We start from the raw sequence: 15,867 nt of genomic DNA, 5'->3' as shown, positions 1-15,867 counted from the left end.
GCAAGAGGCAAGAGGGAACAAAAAAAAGCGGGCAGACCGCGCATCCCCTTGCGATGCCGTTCTTCCCGCTTCTTCGTTTTTCGCTATTTTTGCACAAGTGCTTCCAACTCAGCCGGTGCAAAGCCTTTGACCGCTTTGTCGCCGACGACTGTCACCGGAACGCCCATGAAGCCAAAGCGCTCGACTTCCTCCTGGTAAGCGCGGCTGGTCATGACGTCGCGCACTTCGAAGGAAATGCCTTTTGCCGTCAGCCATTGCTTGACCATGTCGCAATCGACGCAGTTTTTCGTCGAGTAGACGATCACTCCCGGTTGCGCCGCGCCTGTGGAGGCGGTCAGCATGTTGCGGACAATCGCGTACGAGCGCTGCGAGGCGAGCTTCGTAAACTCGACAAAATTGACGTGCGCAGAGCCGTCTGCCTTGTCGGACATGGAGCGCACCACGACAAACGGCACGCCGTTCATCGCACATACTTGTCCGACCGCGGCCCCTTCCATCTCTGTGCAGTGAGCGCCGAACTGCTCATACAGCCATTGCACTTTTTCCCGGCTCGCCACGAACTGGTCGCCGGACAAAATACGGCCGCTCACGACCTGGACGCCTGCTTCCAACTCCTTGCCCGCTTCGATCGCCTGCTGCATCAGCTCTTGGTCGGCTTGCCACGTCCACTGCTCGGTAAAAGGAATTTGCCCTGGGGCAAAGCCGAGCGGCGTCACGTCGATATCGTGCTGGAGGCAATCTGTCGAGACGACGATATCACCAATGTTCAATTCCGGGTGAACCGCTCCGGCCACCCCTGTAAAAATGACTCGTTCCACCTGAAACTGGTCGATCAAGATTTGCGTCGTGACCGCAGCGTTGACCTTGCCGACGCCCGATTTGCACAGCACGACTTCTTTTCCTTCCATCTTGCCCGTATAGTAGGTCACTCCGGCTTTGACGGTCGTAGCCGTCTGTTCCATCGCTTCCAGGTACAGCGCAATTTCTTCATCCATGGCGCCGATAATTCCGTACCGCATCATCCATCCTCCTATGCTGTCCATCCGCAGAACGATTACGCCTGCTGTGGCTTCGTGCTCTCCCGGTACTCGATCCGGTGCGGCAGCAGCACCACGTGCTCTTCCACGTTTTCGTTGTTCATGTACTTCGTCAACAGGCGCATCGCCACGGCCCCGATATCGTACATTGGCTGCACCACGGAAGTCAGGCGCGGACGCACCATTTCCACGAGGCGGATGTTGTCGTGGCCGATGACTTCAATATCGCCCGGCACGTTCAGGCCGGAGTCCTGGATGGCGTGGATTGCGCCAATCGCCATTTCGTCGTTGGCGGCGAAAATCGCCGTTGGCGGCTCGGACAGAGCAAAAAATGCCTTCGTCGTCGACAAGCCTGACTCGTAGAAGTAGTTGCCTGTCGCCACCAGTTCCTCGTCCAGCTCGATGCCGCCGTCCTTCAGCGCCTTTTTGTACCCTTCGTAGCGCATCAGGCCGTTGAGCGGGTCGTTAGGCGGACCCGCGATCATCGCGATCCGCTTGTGGCCGCGAGAAACAAGCGCTTCTGTCGCGTCGTAGGCAGCCTGGAAGTGGTCGATGCTCACCGACGGCAGCACGTTGTCCGCATCGCGGGTCGCAGCCAGAACCGTCGGCACCGACGTGCTGGTCAATGCCTGCAAATGGTCCTCCTTGATCTCGGCTCCCAGGAACAACAGCCCGTCCACCTGCTTTTCGAGCAGCGTATTGATGAGCTGCAGCTCCTTTTCCATCCGCTGGTCAGAGTTGCAGAGGATAATGTTGTACTTGTACATGGTAGCAATGTCTTCAATCCCTCGCGCCAATTCGGAAAAAAACAAACTGGAGATATCCGGGATGATGACACCGACGGTTGTTGTTTTTTTGCTGGCGAGACCGCGGGCAACGGCATTGGGTCGATACCCCAGACGTTCAATTGCAGCCAGTACCTTTTTTCGGGTCAACGGCTTTACGTTCGGATTTCCGTTGACGACACGGGAGACGGTCGCCATCGAAACCCCCGCTTCTCTTGCCACGTCGTAGATTGTAACCGGCATCACACACCCTCACTTTCCCTATATATTGGTTTTCATAGTTATTTTCATAAATATATGCACCTATGATACGACAAGCCGTATATCGATGCAATCGTTTTTGCGGCCTTTTCCGCCGTTATTTCATTAGTTTGTTCATCGTTTTCAAAAGCTCGTCAATTACTTCGCTATCGCCTTGCTGGATGCGCTCGATGACACAGCTTTTCATGTGTCCTTCCAGCAGCATTTTGCCCACGGCATTCAAGGCGGACTGCACAGCCGCGATCTGGTTGAGAATGTCGTCGCAGTAGACGTCCTTTTCCACCATCCCGCGTATCCCGCGAATTTGCCCCTCGACCCGGTTGAGCCGGGAGACGAGATTCGATTTGATTTTATCAGGCCGCACGGTGGCGCGATCAGACGAGCAGCAGTGGTCACGATCATTCATCTGGCATTGCCTCCTTTGCCGATATCAGCACTTAAATCCTAGCTTACTTGGTCGGCCCAAGGTTCGTCAAATAAGAAAGGCCCTTCCCGCGCGCAGGAAGGGCCAGCAAACTCACTTCAAACTGTTTCGTTATCCTCTTGCAGCTACGACTTCGCCTTTGTACAGGCCGGAAGCGAGCAATTCGTCCACGAACTCGTTGAATTGAGGAATGTTGAGCTGTTGCTTCGCATCGGACAGCGCTACGTCAGGGTCCGGGTGAACCTCGACCATGACGCCGTCGGAGCCGATTGCAAATCCTGCTTTGGCGCAAGGCAGCAACAGGTCGCGGCGGCCAGTGGAGTGTGTCACATCGACGAATACTGGCAAGTGCGTTTCCTGCTTGAGCAGCGGCACAGCCGAGATGTCGAGCGTGTTGCGCGTCGCTTTTTCGTAAGTGCGGATACCGCGCTCACACAACATCACTTGCGCATTGCCTTCGGAGACGATGTACTCGGCTGCGTAGATGAATTCCTCGATCGTTGCCGCCAAGCCGCGCTTGAGCAGGATAGGCTTGTTCACGCGGCCCGCTGCTTTCAGCAATTCGAAGTTCTGCATGTTGCGCGCACCGATTTGGATGACGTCGATGTACTCGGCTGCCATTTCCAGATCGGCAGGCGTCACGATTTCGCTGATGGTTACGAGGTTGAACTCGTCCCCGATGCGCTTCAAGATTTTCAAACCTTCTACGCCAAGACCTTGGAAGTCGTATGGAGACGTACGAGGCTTGTATGCGCCGCCGCGCAATGTTCTCAGACCGCGCTTCGCGTGGTTCTCCGCGACAGCTCTCACTTGCTCGTAGCTTTCTACGGAGCAAGGGCCAGCGATCAGGATCGGACTCTTTCCGCCGAACTCGACGCCTTTTACCGTAATCACGGTGTCTTCCGCTTTTTTCTTGCGGCTGACCAGCAGTACTTTTTTCTTGTCTTCGTTTTGCAGTTCCAAAGATACTTGGAAAATTTGCTTGAACAGGTGGCGGACTGTGCTGTCGTTGAACGGACCTTTGTTGTTTTCCACGATCAGGTTGAGCATTTGGCGCTCGCGCTCAGGATCGAAGCGGCTGCTGCCCTGCTTTTCCTTTTCTTTGCCCAGCTCTTGCACCAATGTCGCCCGCTGGTTGATTAAATCCAAGATTTGCAGATTGATTTCGTCTATCTGCTTGCGCATGGTTTCAATTTGGTCGTGTGCCATGTGTCTCTCCACTCTCCTCTTTTTATATGGGTCAACTAGGTGGTTGGCGATAAATTAGGGTTATTATAATCGATTCATACTCCCTTGTCAGCAGTTTAGCGCCAAAAAGCGCGAAAGTAAATTATTTATGTTTTTTTACCTTTGCAAATTCTTCGCCAAAAACGGGAAGATTCCTTGTTTCGACAGGATTCTTTGTCGCTTGGGTCGAATCAAATGGATATATGTTCTAACTGCTTTCTTCATCTATTCCTGCAGATTTACACGAAAACGAGGGAGTGACTTGCCTTTGTCAGCCTATACAGAACCAGGCTCCCCTGAGCTGATTTTTTCCTTAGATATCGGAACGCGCAGCGTCGTCGGACTGATTGTGGAATCGACAAAAGACCAGTTTCGCGTGCTGGATTGCGCGATTCGCGAGCACGACGAGCGCTCCATGCTGGACGGTCAGATTCACGACGTCGTCGCTGTCGCGAAGGTCATCAAGCAAATAAAAGAAGAACTGGAAGAAAAACACGGCCCGCTGCACCAAGTAGCCGTGGCGGCAGCCGGCCGCTCGCTACGCACCCGGCGCGTGCGCGTGGACATGCCGTTGTCCAGACACGCGTTTATTACGCGCGAGGATGTCGTGGCGCTGGAGTTTGCCGCGGTGCAGGAAGCACAGGCTGATCTGGCGAAGGAGCTGCGCGAGCAAGATGTCACGCGCTATTACTGTGTCGGCTACAGCGTCGTCAACTACTATCTGGACGAAGAGCTGATCGGCAGCCTGATCGACCAGCGCGGCGATACGGCCAGCGCAGACGTGATCGCGACGTTCCTCCCGCGGGTCGTCGTCGACTCGCTGATCGCCGCCCTGAAGCGGTGCGATCTGGAGATGCAGGCGCTCACGCTGGAGCCGATTGCCGCCATCAACGTGCTCATCCCTGTGACCATGCGCAGGCTCAACATTGCCCTCGTCGACATCGGCGCGGGCACCTCTGACGTCGCCTTGACCGAGGAAGGCGCGATTACGGCTTACGGCATGGTCCCGGTAGCCGGAGACGAGATCACAGACGCGCTGATGAATGCCTTTTTGCTCGATTTTCCGATGGCAGAAGAGGTCAAGCGCCTGCTCTCCACCCGTGAGTCCGTCACCTTCACGGACATTCTCGGCATGGAGCATACGATGAGCGCAGCCGAAATAACCAGCGCGATTGAGGCTGACATCTCGCAGCTCGCAGAGAAGATCGCGACGAAAATCATCGAGCTGAACGGCAAAGCGCCGCAAGCTGTCATGCTGATCGGCGGCGGCAGCCTCACTCCTGGCTTGACGGGAAAAGTCGCCCAGTTTTTGAACATGCCTGCCGCGCGCGTCGCGGTCAGAGGCGGCGATGCCATCAAGCAGTTCGTGGGAGACAATCCGGCGCTCAGCGGCCCGGAGTTTGTGACGCCAGTCGGAATCGCGGTTGCCGCACGCCGCCATCCTCTGCGCTACGTCACCGTCACGGTCAACGACACGCCACTGCGTATTTTCGACCTGCGGAAAATGTCCTTGGGCGATTCCTTGATTGCCGCCGGGCTGGACATTCGCCGTCTCTACGGCAGACCGGGCCTGGCGATGAGCGTCACCGTCAACGGCAGGATGAAAATGATTCCCGGCGGTCACGGCACCCCTCCGGTCATCTTGAAAAACGGCGAAGCGGCGAGTCTCGACTCGCCGATTGCCGACGGGGACAGCATTACAGTGGTCGCCGGAACTAACGGCGTGGACGCCAGCGTCATGGTGCGCGACCTGCTCGACCAGTTGGACACATTGGACATCCTCTGCAACGACCGTCCGCTCTCGCTCGGGCCAGTGATCCGGGTAAACGGCACCCCTGCCGAGCTTGACGACCAGTTGAGCGATCGCGCAGAAGTCGAGATTCGCCTCCCCCGCACCGTGTCCGAGGTGCTGGAGTCAGCCGGGCTGTTCCCGTCAGAAAAACAGCCTGCGCAAACCGGGCTGCATTTCAGCGTGAACGGCCAGTCTTATACGCTGCCTTCCCACAATCCGGTCCTCTTGTTAAACGGCAAGCCCGCCGCTTACAGCGATTCTGTGCGGCAAGGCGATGAGCTGCACTATCGCCTGGAGGAAGTTCCGCCGCCGGCCATTCGCGATGTGATTCCGCTGGAAGAGTGGGTCCAGGAGACGATGACTGTGTACTTTAACGGCGAACGCGTAGTGCTGCCAGTGGCGCAAGTGTCGATCACCGTGGACGGAAAAGCGGCCGCGGCAGACGAGCTGGTGCCGGACGGCGCGGTGATTACCGTAAAATCTACGCCAGCCGCTCCGCCTGTATTCAGCGACGTCTTCCGCTTTGTCAACTTCTCGCTGGAGAAGCCGGAAAGCGAAAGCATCTCCGGTTTTGTCATGCTGGTGAACGGCGAGCAAGCCAGCTTCCAGACCGAGCTGAAAAGCGGAGACAAGCTGGAGCTGTATTGGGAGTAGCCATCTGAAAAGCTTGACTCACCAAGCCGTGAGGAAGATTTATCTGCACAAAAAAAGAGCTGCGGAATTGAACCGACAGCTCTTTTTTGCGTGATGATGTCTTTTAAGCCCCTACCGCCTGGCTGATCGCATCCTTGGTAATTTTCCAGTGCGACGTGTGCCATTTCACTTCGCCGTCTTCCAGCAGGAAAATTTGCGGGGATTCGTGCTTGATCGCAAAACGCTCGGCGACCGCGTTGGACACCGGGCGATCTTCCCGCACCAGGATGACAGCCGCTTCCAGCGGATGCTCCAGCAAGTACGCCTGGAACTCCTCGTAAGCAGACGTGCTGATCGGGCAGATGGTGCTATGCTTGAACAAAAGCTTTTTGCCTTTTTGGGCCACGAACTGGTCCAGTTCCTCGAGCGAATGAAGCTGTTTTTGTGCCACCATGTATCTCTCCTTTTGAGTCGCTATTGGTTTTCAGTATAGCGAAATCTGGATAGCGAAGTCTACGTTTGCGGTGCAGGGAGCAAAAAGCGGCCGCGCGGACATACCAAAAAGGAGCCGCCTGCAACAGCGCCTCCTTTTTTCTTATACCATGATTTTTGTCAATCGCTCACGCAATTCCAGCATCCATTTTTGATCGCCTAGGGACTGCGCCAACAAAAACAGATCCAGAAGCTCGTTGACCCTCTCGCCCAGCACTTCTCGCACCGAAGAGTCTGCCTTCTCATTAGCAATAAGTACCAATAAGTTGGATAACTCTGACAACTCTTCAAACTCGATCGCCTGGCGCTGCGGATGTTGGCCCAGTTCCTCCATGAGTGATTTCAAATCATCCTTAATCACATCTACCACCTGGGAATGAGCGCAGCAATCGTCAACGCAAACGTGTACGGGCACATTCATGATTTTCACCCGTTTTTTATACACGACATTGCGCAGGACGATCTCCATGTCATTCCCGCAGCGGCTGCATTTCTTTTGCACAAAGTTCACCCCTAACTATCTACATATGTATACCTCTCATACTATTCGTGACCGCCTTCTTCAATCCTGCTAAACGCCAGGTGGTACATGGTGGATACAGTGGCAGATATAGTACGGCACAGACTGGTCCTTTTGGCACTGGAACAAACGTTTTTCTCCGCATATAAGCCCAGCGCCCGCACGTGAAAAAACGAAAAAACGATGCCCTCCAGCTTGAGAGCATCGTTTTTGGCTGCCGGCTTTTGCCGTGCTTATGCGTAAATCGCGTTGACCTTTTCACAGTGCGGGCAGACAGCTACCTTGCCGGAATGCCCTGCCTCGTCTTCCACCCGGTATCCTGTAATGCGCTCTGAAAAGCAAAACAAGCATTCCGTATTGAAATCCATATCGTACTGGGCTTTCCACACAATGGATTTGAAATCCTCGCCTACATTGATGGTAATTGGGACAAGATCGTGCGCAAGACTCGATAATGATCTTTGCATCGCCATAACATCCTTTCGTTTTTTGCAAAGTCTTTTCGTATCCTCTAGCTTTTCCTGCTTTTCAGAATAATAAACATGCAAAGTGATGTGGGCCAAACTGAAAGAATCTTCCCAAAAATGGGCGAATGCCCGTATCGGGACTGTGCAAAAACCCATATGTTATGGATGTAAGCACAAGAGGCTTAACACACAACAAGGAGGATGTTCATCCTATGAGCAGCATTTTCAATGGAGACCTCGATGATTTCACCTTAGTGTTGATTCTTTTTATCCTGCTGGTCATCATCGGCTGCGGCTGCGATTGACATAGCCATATTGGCGCAGGACGCTGCATATACATGAAGAACCGAATCCTGTAAACGCGTTTCCTCCGCACGCTACCCTTGCATGGGTAGCTTTTTTCTATGCGATTTGTGTACAATACATACTGATATGATATGGAAAGCGAGGGATCCCCTTCCTATGAAAGATCCGCGTATTGAAAAATTGGCAGACGTACTGGTCAACTACTCCACCCGCGTGCAAAAGGGTGAAAACGTTTTAATCTACGCCGTCGGCAATGTGACGGACTTGACGAAAGCAGTCATTGCCAAAGTGTACGAAGCTGGAGGCAATCCTTACGTTCAACTGATCGACCAGAGCATCCAGCGCGAGCTGCTGCTCGGCGTAAACGAAACCCAGCTTGGCGTCATGCGCGAGGCAGACGTCTCCTTCATGAAGCAGATGGATTGCTACATCGGCATTCGCGGCGGCGACAACATTAGCGAGCTGGCTGACGTGCCTGGCGACAAAATGCAACTGTACTCCAAGCTGCTGATGCGCCCTGTGCTCGACGTGCGCGTGCCGGAAACGAGATGGGTCGTGCTCCGCTACCCGAACGCTTCCATGGCCCAGCTTGCCAACATGAGCACTGCTGCCTTCGAAGATTTTTACTTCAAGGTGTGCACGCTCGACTACGGCAAAATGGACAAAGCGATGGACAACCTCGTCGAGCTGATGGAAAAAACCGACAAGGTGCGCATCGTAGGACCAGGCACAGACCTGACCTTCTCGATCAAAGGCATCCCTGCGATCAAATGCGCGGGCGAAGCCAACATTCCGGACGGGGAAGTCTTTACGGCACCTGTGCGCGACTCCGTCAACGGCACGATCGCCTACAACACGCCATCCCCGTACCAAGGCTTTACATACGACAACATCAAGCTGACGTTCAAGGACGGCAAAATCATTGAAGCGACCGCGAACGACACGAAAAAAATCAACGAAGTGTTCGACACCGATGAAGGCGCGCGCTACGTCGGCGAATTTGCGATCGGGGTCAACCCTTACATCCAAAACCCGATGAAAGACATCTTGTTCGATGAAAAAATCGACGGCAGCTTCCACTTTACACCAGGGCAAGCTTACGACGACGCTTTCAACGGCAACAAGTCCTCGATCCACTGGGATCTGGTGATGATCCAGCGCCCAGAGTGGGGCGGCGGCGAAATCTGGTTTGACGACCGCCTGATCCGCAAAGACGGCCGCTTCGTCGTGCCTGAGCTCGAATGCCTCAACCCGGAAAACTTGAAGTAAGCTGTCTGGACCTGGCTTCGCCATGCTTTTTTCGGCCGGCGAAGCCTTTTGCTTGCACAAAAGGCGAAGGACCAAGCGTGTCCAGCTTGCTGCAGCGCAAAAAACAAAGGCTTCGCCGACTGTTTCTGGCGAAGCCTCTTTTGCTTATGCGGTTATCGGTTGGAAAAGCTCATCTGCCGGCCTTATGCTTAGCCGGAGGCAGCGGACAAGGCTGGCTGCTTCACGAGAGTCGGCATCTTTTGCTCCAAAAAGGCAATCGTCGACTCCAGGTGGTGAATCGTGTATTCCCAGCAAAAGCGCTGATATTCGTCAAATTGCAGTTCCAGCTTTTTAAAAGACGCCCGGCTTTGCTGAAGCATTTGCCGTTGCAGATTCAGACAGCTTTCCAGCATGTCTCTTTGCTCCTCTGGCGTGCGGCTCTTGCCGAAGAAAATTTTCACCAGCATGTCGGAGCGCAGCACCGGAGGCAAAATCGGCGTCTGGATTTCCTGACGGAACACTTCTTTTCCTTGTGCCGTGATCTGGTACAAAATTTTATTGGGCTTTCCAGACTGGATCACTTCTTGCTTGGTGACCAGTCCTTCTTCCTCCAGCTTGCGCAGCGCAGGGTATATCGCTCCAAAGCTGGCGTCGTAGAAAAATCCAATGCTATTGGAAAACGCCTGCTTGATATCGTACCCACTCATCTCTCCGTAGCTCAAAAAGCCAAGTATGATCGTTTTTACATCCATCTCTTCGCATCCTCCATTATCTTTCTTTTTCTCTCTCTACAGACAAGGCAGATTATTCCCTCTTTTCAGACAAGTACAGGTATTCATCTGCTTAGCCTTTATGTTCAAAATATTCTCTAACTACATGTATTATAATTCGATTCTAATAATTATACCAATGCTATTTCTTTATTATATCAATCAAAAATAATGATATAACACACTGGCCGAACCAAATTGGGCGTCCCTTCCCTTTCGCCCCTCCATAAGATGATATATACCTAACTACTGCTGTAGGGGGAGATATTTGTGAAAAGTAAAAGATGGTCCCAATATACGCGAGTAAAGTACCCTGTGAGCAGCAGCAGTCTGCACCCGTTCAATTTTTTTGTTCCGATTGTAGAGCGAGTTCAGGAGGGAGTCGTCTCCATCGTGACAGAAGACGCCCCCCTTGCTAAAGACGTCGATACCCTGATCCGCAGCCTCATCGACCACGAATATAAATCGACGACGCCTACCGAGCGCAGCTTCGGCTCCGGATTTATCTTCCATCCTAGAGGTTATATCTTGACCAGCCAGCATGTCATCGGCAAATCGAAAAATATTTTTGTCAAGCTGTTCAACGGCAAGGTATTCGAAGCCAAGCGCATCATCGCTGATCGAGTCAGAGATTATGCTGTCATTAAAATTGACGCGGACTGCAAGCTTTACCCTTTGCCGCTCGGCAACTCTTCTCATACCAAGGTTGGTGAATGGGTCATCAGTGTCGGTTCCCCGCTTGCTGCCATAGCGACAAAAACCAGGCTATCGCTCAGACTCCGGCGCGGCGCACCTTCTCCGGAGCCATCCGGTTTTGCCTGCTGCGGGCAAGGTAGAGCGCGAACTGCACCGGACGCTCGATGGCTGTGGCATACGTGTCCAGCTCCCCGATCTGGCGAAAAACTTCGCGTCCCGGCTTCGGATTGACCTCGATCAGCCACACCTGCCCGTTCACATCCACTCCGATGTCCAGACCAAACTCCATCATCCGGCCGAAATAGTCCTCCAAGGTGCTCGCCACCTCATGGGCAAGCAAGTGGCATTCCCGGATGGTGTGCGGCGCCTGCCTTCTCCCGAAACAGCTTTCGATCAGCGGCACAAATGGAACTGCCCGTCCTCCGCCGTGCAGATTGGAAGTGGAGCTGCCTGGCTCCCCGATGCGAACCCCGCTGCCTGTCACACTCCATTCGCCTTCCGCGTCTTTTTGGATTAACACCCGCACATCCACCACATGATTGGGGATCAGCCCGAGATCAAGCCCTTGCTGCACCAAAAAGTTGCCATCGGCAATTCGCTGCTCCGCAACCCAGCGGCCGACCCAGTTCTCCACGGCCGCCTTGCTGTCCAGCCTGGCCGTATGCACCTGATACTGCTTGTCGCGCCCGGAAAGGGCATATTCCTTGCCGACAGCCGCTACCCGCAAAATGCTTTTGCCGCCGGAACCGTTCCCCGGCTTGACATACACCAGCGGGTAACGCGCCAGCATGCTTGTCATTTTCTTTTTTTCGTACAAATGCGTCTCGGGAATCCAGCGTTTGACCCGTTCGTCTTTGGCCAGCAGTTGCGTCACACGCCACTTTTTGGAAAACGGGCTGTTCGCAAAGAAAAACAGGTCGCTGTTGCGCATGCGGATGTACTCTGGCACGCGCCGCCGATAACGGTCAATAACCACCTCCGGCCAGGGAAACCATCGGCTGGTCCAGCCGCCCCCTGCTTTCGGCACAAAGCCTCTGATCTTTTTTTCTTTTCCGTGTACGTCCTGATGCGAAAACAGGTAGATTTCTGCCCCCAGCTTCTGCCCGGCCAGCACGAGCTTGCGCAAATAGTCCGGCTCGCCAAAGCGCTGTCCCTGGCGCCAGGTCAAAATCCCGATCACCCGTTTGGGAAGCATCTTAACACCCTCTTCTTCTCGAATCGTTCGCCACAGTTTATGTGCGTTTGCCTGCATGCGAAACGCTTCGTTGGCGAATCGGGCTTGATCGCCTCCAGGCCCATCCGCAGGCGGTCGGCCAAATTCGTCCGCATACATACGGGCCCAATAGGCAACAACATAGAGGGGCGGTCCCCAAACACTTCGTTACTTACTTTTTTCAAGCTTATCTGGTACAATAAGCGATAACACAACCATGCAATATAGAGGTGACGCCGACATGAGTCAAGAGTTTGCTGGCGAACACATGTGTCCCAAGTACGAATGCGCCATTAATGTCCTGGGCAAACGCTGGACAGGTCTAATCATTCACGTGTTGCTGCGCGGCGCTGTTCGCTTCAAGGATATTCGCGAGATGGTTCCGCACATGAGCGACAAAATGCTCTCGGAACGGCTGAAAGAGCTGGAGGAGCTGGGAATTTTGGAGCGCAAGGTATATCCGGAAATCCCTGTTCGCATCGAGTATGAATTGACAGAAAAAGGAAGGGATCTGCGTCCGGTCATTGAATCCATTCACGAATGGGGACAAAAATGGATGTAGCGTCGCCCCACTTGTCCAAAAAAGGATGAGCGGGGTTTTTTTGTGCTTGGAAACGCCGAGTTTTCTTTTGCGGGCCAGGCATACAAACCGGCATTTTGCTGTAGACTCTAGCAACCTCAGTCGACGGGAGGGAATCCGATGCGAACGGCTGTCTACATGCGCGTCAGCACCGAAGACCAGGCGCGGGAAGGCTTTTCGATCCCGGCCCAGCGGGAAAAGCTGTTGGCTTACGTTCACTCTCAAGGGTGGGAGGTTGCGGCGATCTACGCCGACGAAGGGATCAGCGCCAAGGACACAAACCGCCCCGCGCTCAAGCGGCTCCTGCGCGATATCCGGGAAGGGAACATCGACGTCGTGCTCGTCTATCGGCTCGATCGCCTCACCCGCTCCGTGCTGGATTTGTATCGGCTGCTGCAGGAGTTTGAAAAGTACGACGTGCGCTTCAAAAGCTGCACGGAGGTGTACGATACGACGACGGCGATCGGCCGGCTGTTTATTACGCTGGTGGCGGCGCTCGCGCAGTGGGAGCGGGAAAATTTGGCGGAGCGGGTCAAGCTCGGCATGGAGCAAATGGCGCGGGAACGCAAACGGCCAGGCGGCCCGCCGCCTTTTGGTTACGAGCTTCTGGCCGGGGAATTGACTGTCCAGCCCGCGGAGGCCGCTGGCGTGCGCGAGATGTTTGCCCGCTACGAAAAAGGCGAGTCTCCCCGCCAGATCGCCGAGTGGGCGAACCGCGAAGGTCTGCGCGGAAAAAATGGCGCACGCTGGAGTGCAAGCGCCGTCCTGCGCCTGTTGAAAAACCCGGTGTACCACGGGGCTTTGCGCTGGAACTACACCGATTCGCTCCAGCGCCAAAACGCGCCCGAGGAGTGGATTATCGAGGAAGCGACGCATCCTGCGATCATCGACAAAGCGTGCTTTGCCCGCGTGCAAAAAAAAATGGCGGCACGCGGTTCGCTCCATCCGCGCGTCCTCGGCTCGTCGTTTTCTTTTTCCGGCTTGCTCTACTGCTCGCGCTGCAACGCGCCGATGCGCGGAAAAACGGCGAAGAGCAAAAGCGGCGGGAGGCTGTATGTGCATCGCTACTATTTATGTAAAAACAAGCAGGCTGGTCGCTGCGACGCCCCTGCCATCCGCGAAGATCGGCTGGAGCAGGCGATTCTCACCGAGCTGATGCGCTATGCAAAAGAAGCGCTCGCCGCTTATGCGGAAGCACGGGAATCGCTTCGCCCAGTCGCTGGCGCGAGCGCAGAGGAGCTGGAGCGGAAGCGGGAGCGCAAACGGCGGCGCTGGGAGGCAGCCTACGAGGAAGGGCTGCTCTCCCTCGAAGCGTTTCGCGAAAAAATGGCGGCATTGCAATCGGAAGCGGACGAATCGAATCCTCCGCGAGCTGCCTTCCTCCCTGCTGCTCCTCTCCCCGACCCCAGCCTGCTGACCGAGTGGCCCCTCATCTGGTCCCATGCCAGCGAGGAAGAACGCCGCCTGCTCGTCTCCATTCTCATCCGGCGCGTGGAGGCAACCGTATCTTCCACCGCGGCGGGGCAGCGCCAAGAGCGCGCCATCTGCCTTCAGCACCTTGTCTTTCATTAAATAGTCTGCCTCTTTGCACACAGGCGGTTCCCCGCTTGCTGCCATAGCGACAAAAACCAGGCTATCGCTCAGACTCCGGCGCGGCGCACCTTCTCCGGAGCCATCCGGTTTTGCCTGCTGCGGGCAAGGTAGAGCGCGAACTGCACCGGACGCTCGATGGCTGTGGCATACGTGTCCAGCTCCCCGATCTGGCGAAAAACTTCGCGTCCCGGCTTCGGATTGACCTCGATCAGCCACACCTGCCCGTTCACATCCACTCCGATGTCCAGACCAAACTCCATCATCCGGCCGAAATAGTCCTCCAAGGTGCTCGCCACCTCATGGGCAAGCAAGTGGCATTCCCGGATGGTGTGCGGCGCCTGCCTTCTCCCGAAACAGCTTTCGATCAGCGGCACAAATGGAACTGCCCGTCCTCCGCCGTGCAGATTGGAAGTGGAGCTGCCTGGCTCCCCGATGCGAACCCCGCTGCCTGTCACACTCCATTCGCCTTCCGCGTCTTTTTGGATTAACACCCGCACATCCACCACATGATTGGGGATCAGCCCGAGATCAAGCCCTTGCTGCACCAAAAAGTTGCCATCGGCAATTCGCTGCTCCGCAACCCAGCGGCCGACCCAGTTCTCCACGGCCGCCTTGCTGTCCAGCCTGGCCGTATGCACCTGATACTGCTTGTCGCGCCCGGAAAGGGCATATTCCTTGCCGACAGCCGCTACCCGCAAAATGCTTTTGCCGCCGGAACCGTTCCCCGGCTTGACATACACCAGCGGGTAACGCGCCAGCATGCTTGTCATTTTCTTTTTTTCGTACAAATGCGTCTCGGGAATCCAGCGTTTGACCCGTTCGTCTTTGGCCAGCAGTTGCGTCACACGCCACTTTTTGGAAAACGGGCTGTTCGCAAAGAAAAACAGGTCGCTGTTGCGCATGCGGATGTACTCTGGCACGCGCCGCCGATAACGGTCAATAACCACCTCCGGCCAGGGAAACCATCGGCTGGTCCAGCCGCCCCCTGCTTTCGGCACAAAGCCTCTGATCTTTTTTTCTTTTCCGTGTACGTCCTGATGCGAAAACAGGTAGATTTCTGCCCCCAGCTTCTGCCCGGCCAGCACGAGCTTGCGCAAATAGTCCGGCTCGCCAAAGCGCTGTCCCTGGCGCCAGGTCAAAATCCCGATCACCCGTTTGGGAAGCATCTTAACACCCTCTTCTTCTCGAATCGTTCGCCACAGTTTATGTGCGTTTGCCTGCATGCGAAACGCTTCGTTGGCGAATCGGGCTTGATCGCCTCCAGGCCCATCCGCAGGCGGTCGGCCAAATTCGTCCGCATACATACGGGCCCAATAGGCAACAACATAGAGGGGCGGTCCCCAAACACTTCGTTACTTACTTTTTTCAAGCTTATCTGGTACAATAAGCGATAACACAACCATGCAATATAGAGGTGACGCCGACATGAGTCAAGAGTTTGCTGGCGAACACATGTGTCCCAAGTACGAATGCGCCATTAATGTCCTGGGCAAACGCTGGACAGGTCTAATCATTCACGTGTTGCTGCGCGGCGCTGTTCGCTTCAAGGATATTCGCGAGATGGTTCCGCACATGAGCGACAAAATGCTCTCGGAACGGCTGAAAGAGCTGGAGGAGCTGGGAATTTTGGAGCGCAAGGTATATCCGGAAATCCCTGTTCGCATCGAGTATGAATTGACAGAAAAAGGAAGGGATCTGCGTCCGGTCATTGAATCCATTCACGAATGGGGACAAAAATGGATGTAGCGTCGCCCCACTTGTCCAAAAAAGGATGAGCGGGGTTTTTTTGTGCTTGGAAACGCCGAGTTTTCTTTTGCGGGCCA

Annotated in this window: 16 protein-coding genes and 1 pseudogene; 7 read left to right on the top strand and 10 right to left on the bottom strand. The window is 54.8% G+C overall.

Going from position 1 to position 15,867, the window contains the following annotated elements; translation table 11 throughout:
• Nucleotides 1–83: 83 nt before the first annotated feature.
• The 4 genes from AC3WQH_RS07835 to AC3WQH_RS07820 form a co-directional block, all read right to left on the bottom strand.
• Nucleotides 84–1,019 carry a 5'-methylthioadenosine/adenosylhomocysteine nucleosidase gene (locus AC3WQH_RS07835; protein ID WP_005828140.1) on the bottom strand — a complete coding sequence of 312 codons (936 nt, stop codon included), beginning with the start codon at nt 1,017–1,019 and terminating at the stop codon, nt 84–86.
• Between the two features lie 35 nt (nt 1,020–1,054).
• The gene (gene ccpA, locus AC3WQH_RS07830; RefSeq protein WP_492331977.1) at nt 1,055–2,065 is read right to left on the bottom strand and encodes a catabolite control protein A; all 1,011 of its coding nucleotides are present in this window, start codon (nt 2,063–2,065) and stop codon (nt 1,055–1,057) included.
• 115 nt (nt 2,066–2,180) lie between these two features.
• Nucleotides 2,181–2,489, bottom strand: a complete 309-nt coding sequence (locus AC3WQH_RS07825; protein WP_005828137.1) for a metal-sensitive transcriptional regulator — start codon at nt 2,487–2,489, stop codon at nt 2,181–2,183.
• Nucleotides 2,490–2,618: 129 nt separating this feature from the next.
• Nucleotides 2,619–3,716 carry a bifunctional 3-deoxy-7-phosphoheptulonate synthase/chorismate mutase gene (locus tag AC3WQH_RS07820; protein ID WP_005828135.1) on the bottom strand — a complete coding sequence of 366 codons (1,098 nt, stop codon included), beginning with the start codon at nt 3,714–3,716 and terminating at the stop codon, nt 2,619–2,621.
• Between the two features lie 286 nt (nt 3,717–4,002).
• Between AC3WQH_RS07820 and AC3WQH_RS07815 the strand changes: the two genes are divergently transcribed.
• Nucleotides 4,003–6,180, top strand: a complete 2,178-nt coding sequence (locus AC3WQH_RS07815) for a cell division protein FtsA (protein ID WP_051353942.1) — start codon at nt 4,003–4,005, stop codon at nt 6,178–6,180.
• Nucleotides 6,181–6,283: 103 nt separating this feature from the next.
• Here AC3WQH_RS07815 and ytxJ read toward each other — a convergent pair whose 3' ends face one another.
• From ytxJ to AC3WQH_RS07800, 3 genes are all read right to left on the bottom strand, one after another.
• Nucleotides 6,284–6,610: a bacillithiol system redox-active protein YtxJ gene (gene ytxJ, locus AC3WQH_RS07810; protein WP_492329305.1), complete on the bottom strand. Its 327-nt coding sequence runs from the start codon at nt 6,608–6,610 to the stop codon at nt 6,284–6,286.
• A gap of 144 nt (nt 6,611–6,754) precedes the next feature.
• Nucleotides 6,755–7,153 carry a hypothetical protein gene (locus AC3WQH_RS07805; protein WP_005828130.1) on the bottom strand — a complete coding sequence of 133 codons (399 nt, stop codon included), beginning with the start codon at nt 7,151–7,153 and terminating at the stop codon, nt 6,755–6,757.
• A gap of 251 nt (nt 7,154–7,404) precedes the next feature.
• The gene (locus AC3WQH_RS07800; RefSeq protein ID WP_007783191.1) at nt 7,405–7,638 is read right to left on the bottom strand and encodes a hypothetical protein; all 234 of its coding nucleotides are present in this window, start codon (nt 7,636–7,638) and stop codon (nt 7,405–7,407) included.
• Nucleotides 7,639–7,850: 212 nt separating this feature from the next.
• On the opposite strand from AC3WQH_RS07800, the gene AC3WQH_RS07795 reads away from it, so the two are divergent.
• Nucleotides 7,851–7,943 carry a YjcZ family sporulation protein gene (locus tag AC3WQH_RS07795; RefSeq protein WP_007783189.1) on the top strand — a complete coding sequence of 31 codons (93 nt, stop codon included), beginning with the start codon at nt 7,851–7,853 and terminating at the stop codon, nt 7,941–7,943.
• A gap of 157 nt (nt 7,944–8,100) precedes the next feature.
• The gene (locus tag AC3WQH_RS07790; protein WP_007783187.1) at nt 8,101–9,213 is read left to right on the top strand and encodes an aminopeptidase; all 1,113 of its coding nucleotides are present in this window, start codon (nt 8,101–8,103) and stop codon (nt 9,211–9,213) included.
• 188 nt (nt 9,214–9,401) lie between these two features.
• Here the strand turns inward: AC3WQH_RS07790 and AC3WQH_RS07785 are convergent, their stop codons facing one another.
• Complete coding sequence (locus tag AC3WQH_RS07785) at nt 9,402–9,944, bottom strand: PadR family transcriptional regulator (RefSeq protein ID WP_005828125.1); 543 nt, start codon at nt 9,942–9,944, stop codon at nt 9,402–9,404.
• A gap of 288 nt (nt 9,945–10,232) precedes the next feature.
• On the opposite strand from AC3WQH_RS07785, the pseudogene AC3WQH_RS07780 reads away from it, so the two are divergent.
• Nucleotides 10,233–10,694: pseudogene (locus AC3WQH_RS07780) on the top strand (S1C family serine protease); the annotation flags it as partial.
• Between the two features lie 40 nt (nt 10,695–10,734).
• On the opposite strand, the gene AC3WQH_RS07775 reads toward AC3WQH_RS07780, so the two are convergent.
• On the bottom strand, nt 10,735–11,853 hold the full coding sequence (locus AC3WQH_RS07775; protein ID WP_005828121.1) for a YheC/YheD family endospore coat-associated protein: 1,119 nt from the start codon (nt 11,851–11,853) through the stop codon (nt 10,735–10,737).
• Nucleotides 11,854–12,112: 259 nt separating this feature from the next.
• On the opposite strand from AC3WQH_RS07775, the gene AC3WQH_RS07770 reads away from it, so the two are divergent.
• Both AC3WQH_RS07770 and AC3WQH_RS07765 read left to right on the top strand, forming a co-directional pair.
• On the top strand, nt 12,113–12,433 hold the full coding sequence (locus tag AC3WQH_RS07770) for a winged helix-turn-helix transcriptional regulator (RefSeq protein WP_005828119.1): 321 nt from the start codon (nt 12,113–12,115) through the stop codon (nt 12,431–12,433).
• A gap of 138 nt (nt 12,434–12,571) precedes the next feature.
• Nucleotides 12,572–14,023 carry a recombinase family protein gene (locus AC3WQH_RS07765; RefSeq protein WP_005828118.1) on the top strand — a complete coding sequence of 484 codons (1,452 nt, stop codon included), beginning with the start codon at nt 12,572–12,574 and terminating at the stop codon, nt 14,021–14,023.
• A 68-nt stretch (nt 14,024–14,091) separates the two neighbouring features.
• Here AC3WQH_RS07765 and AC3WQH_RS07760 read toward each other — a convergent pair whose 3' ends face one another.
• Entirely contained in the window at nt 14,092–15,210 is a 1,119-nt protein-coding gene (locus AC3WQH_RS07760; protein WP_005828121.1) for a YheC/YheD family endospore coat-associated protein, read from the bottom strand.
• A gap of 259 nt (nt 15,211–15,469) precedes the next feature.
• Here AC3WQH_RS07760 and AC3WQH_RS07755 point away from each other — a divergent pair, with 259 nt between their 5' ends.
• A complete protein-coding gene (locus AC3WQH_RS07755; RefSeq protein ID WP_005828119.1) occupies nt 15,470–15,790 on the top strand; it encodes a winged helix-turn-helix transcriptional regulator in 321 nt (106 codons plus the stop codon).
• The last annotated feature ends 77 nt before the right edge of the window (nt 15,791–15,867 follow it).

Source organism: Brevibacillus sp. FW301-21C12A, from assembly GCF_058788915.1.
Note: the sequence above shows the minus strand (reverse complement) of the source record. Positions and strands in the feature narration are given on the sequence as shown.

What these genes read in the sequence shown, in the direction of transcription:
- AC3WQH_RS07835 (WP_005828140.1), bottom strand. Translation starts at nt 1,019, where the DNA reads ATGCGGTACGGAATTATCGGCGCCATGGATGAAGAAATTGCGCTGTAC.
- ccpA (WP_492331977.1), bottom strand. Translation starts at nt 2,065, where the DNA reads ATGCCGGTTACAATCTACGACGTGGCAAGAGAAGCGGGGGTTTCGATG.
- AC3WQH_RS07825 (WP_005828137.1), bottom strand. Translation starts at nt 2,489, where the DNA reads ATGAATGATCGTGACCACTGCTGCTCGTCTGATCGCGCCACCGTGCGG.
- AC3WQH_RS07820 (WP_005828135.1), bottom strand. Translation starts at nt 3,716, where the DNA reads ATGGCACACGACCAAATTGAAACCATGCGCAAGCAGATAGACGAAATC.
- AC3WQH_RS07800 (WP_007783191.1), bottom strand. Translation starts at nt 7,638, where the DNA reads ATGCAAAGATCATTATCGAGTCTTGCGCACGATCTTGTCCCAATTACC.
- AC3WQH_RS07795 (WP_007783189.1), top strand. Translation starts at nt 7,851, where the DNA reads ATGAGCAGCATTTTCAATGGAGACCTCGATGATTTCACCTTAGTGTTG.
- AC3WQH_RS07790 (WP_007783187.1), top strand. Translation starts at nt 8,101, where the DNA reads ATGAAAGATCCGCGTATTGAAAAATTGGCAGACGTACTGGTCAACTAC.
- AC3WQH_RS07785 (WP_005828125.1), bottom strand. Translation starts at nt 9,944, where the DNA reads ATGGATGTAAAAACGATCATACTTGGCTTTTTGAGCTACGGAGAGATG.
- AC3WQH_RS07775 (WP_005828121.1), bottom strand. Translation starts at nt 11,853, where the DNA reads ATGCTTCCCAAACGGGTGATCGGGATTTTGACCTGGCGCCAGGGACAG.
- AC3WQH_RS07770 (WP_005828119.1), top strand. Translation starts at nt 12,113, where the DNA reads ATGAGTCAAGAGTTTGCTGGCGAACACATGTGTCCCAAGTACGAATGC.
- AC3WQH_RS07765 (WP_005828118.1), top strand. Translation starts at nt 12,572, where the DNA reads ATGCGAACGGCTGTCTACATGCGCGTCAGCACCGAAGACCAGGCGCGG.
- AC3WQH_RS07760 (WP_005828121.1), bottom strand. Translation starts at nt 15,210, where the DNA reads ATGCTTCCCAAACGGGTGATCGGGATTTTGACCTGGCGCCAGGGACAG.
- AC3WQH_RS07755 (WP_005828119.1), top strand. Translation starts at nt 15,470, where the DNA reads ATGAGTCAAGAGTTTGCTGGCGAACACATGTGTCCCAAGTACGAATGC.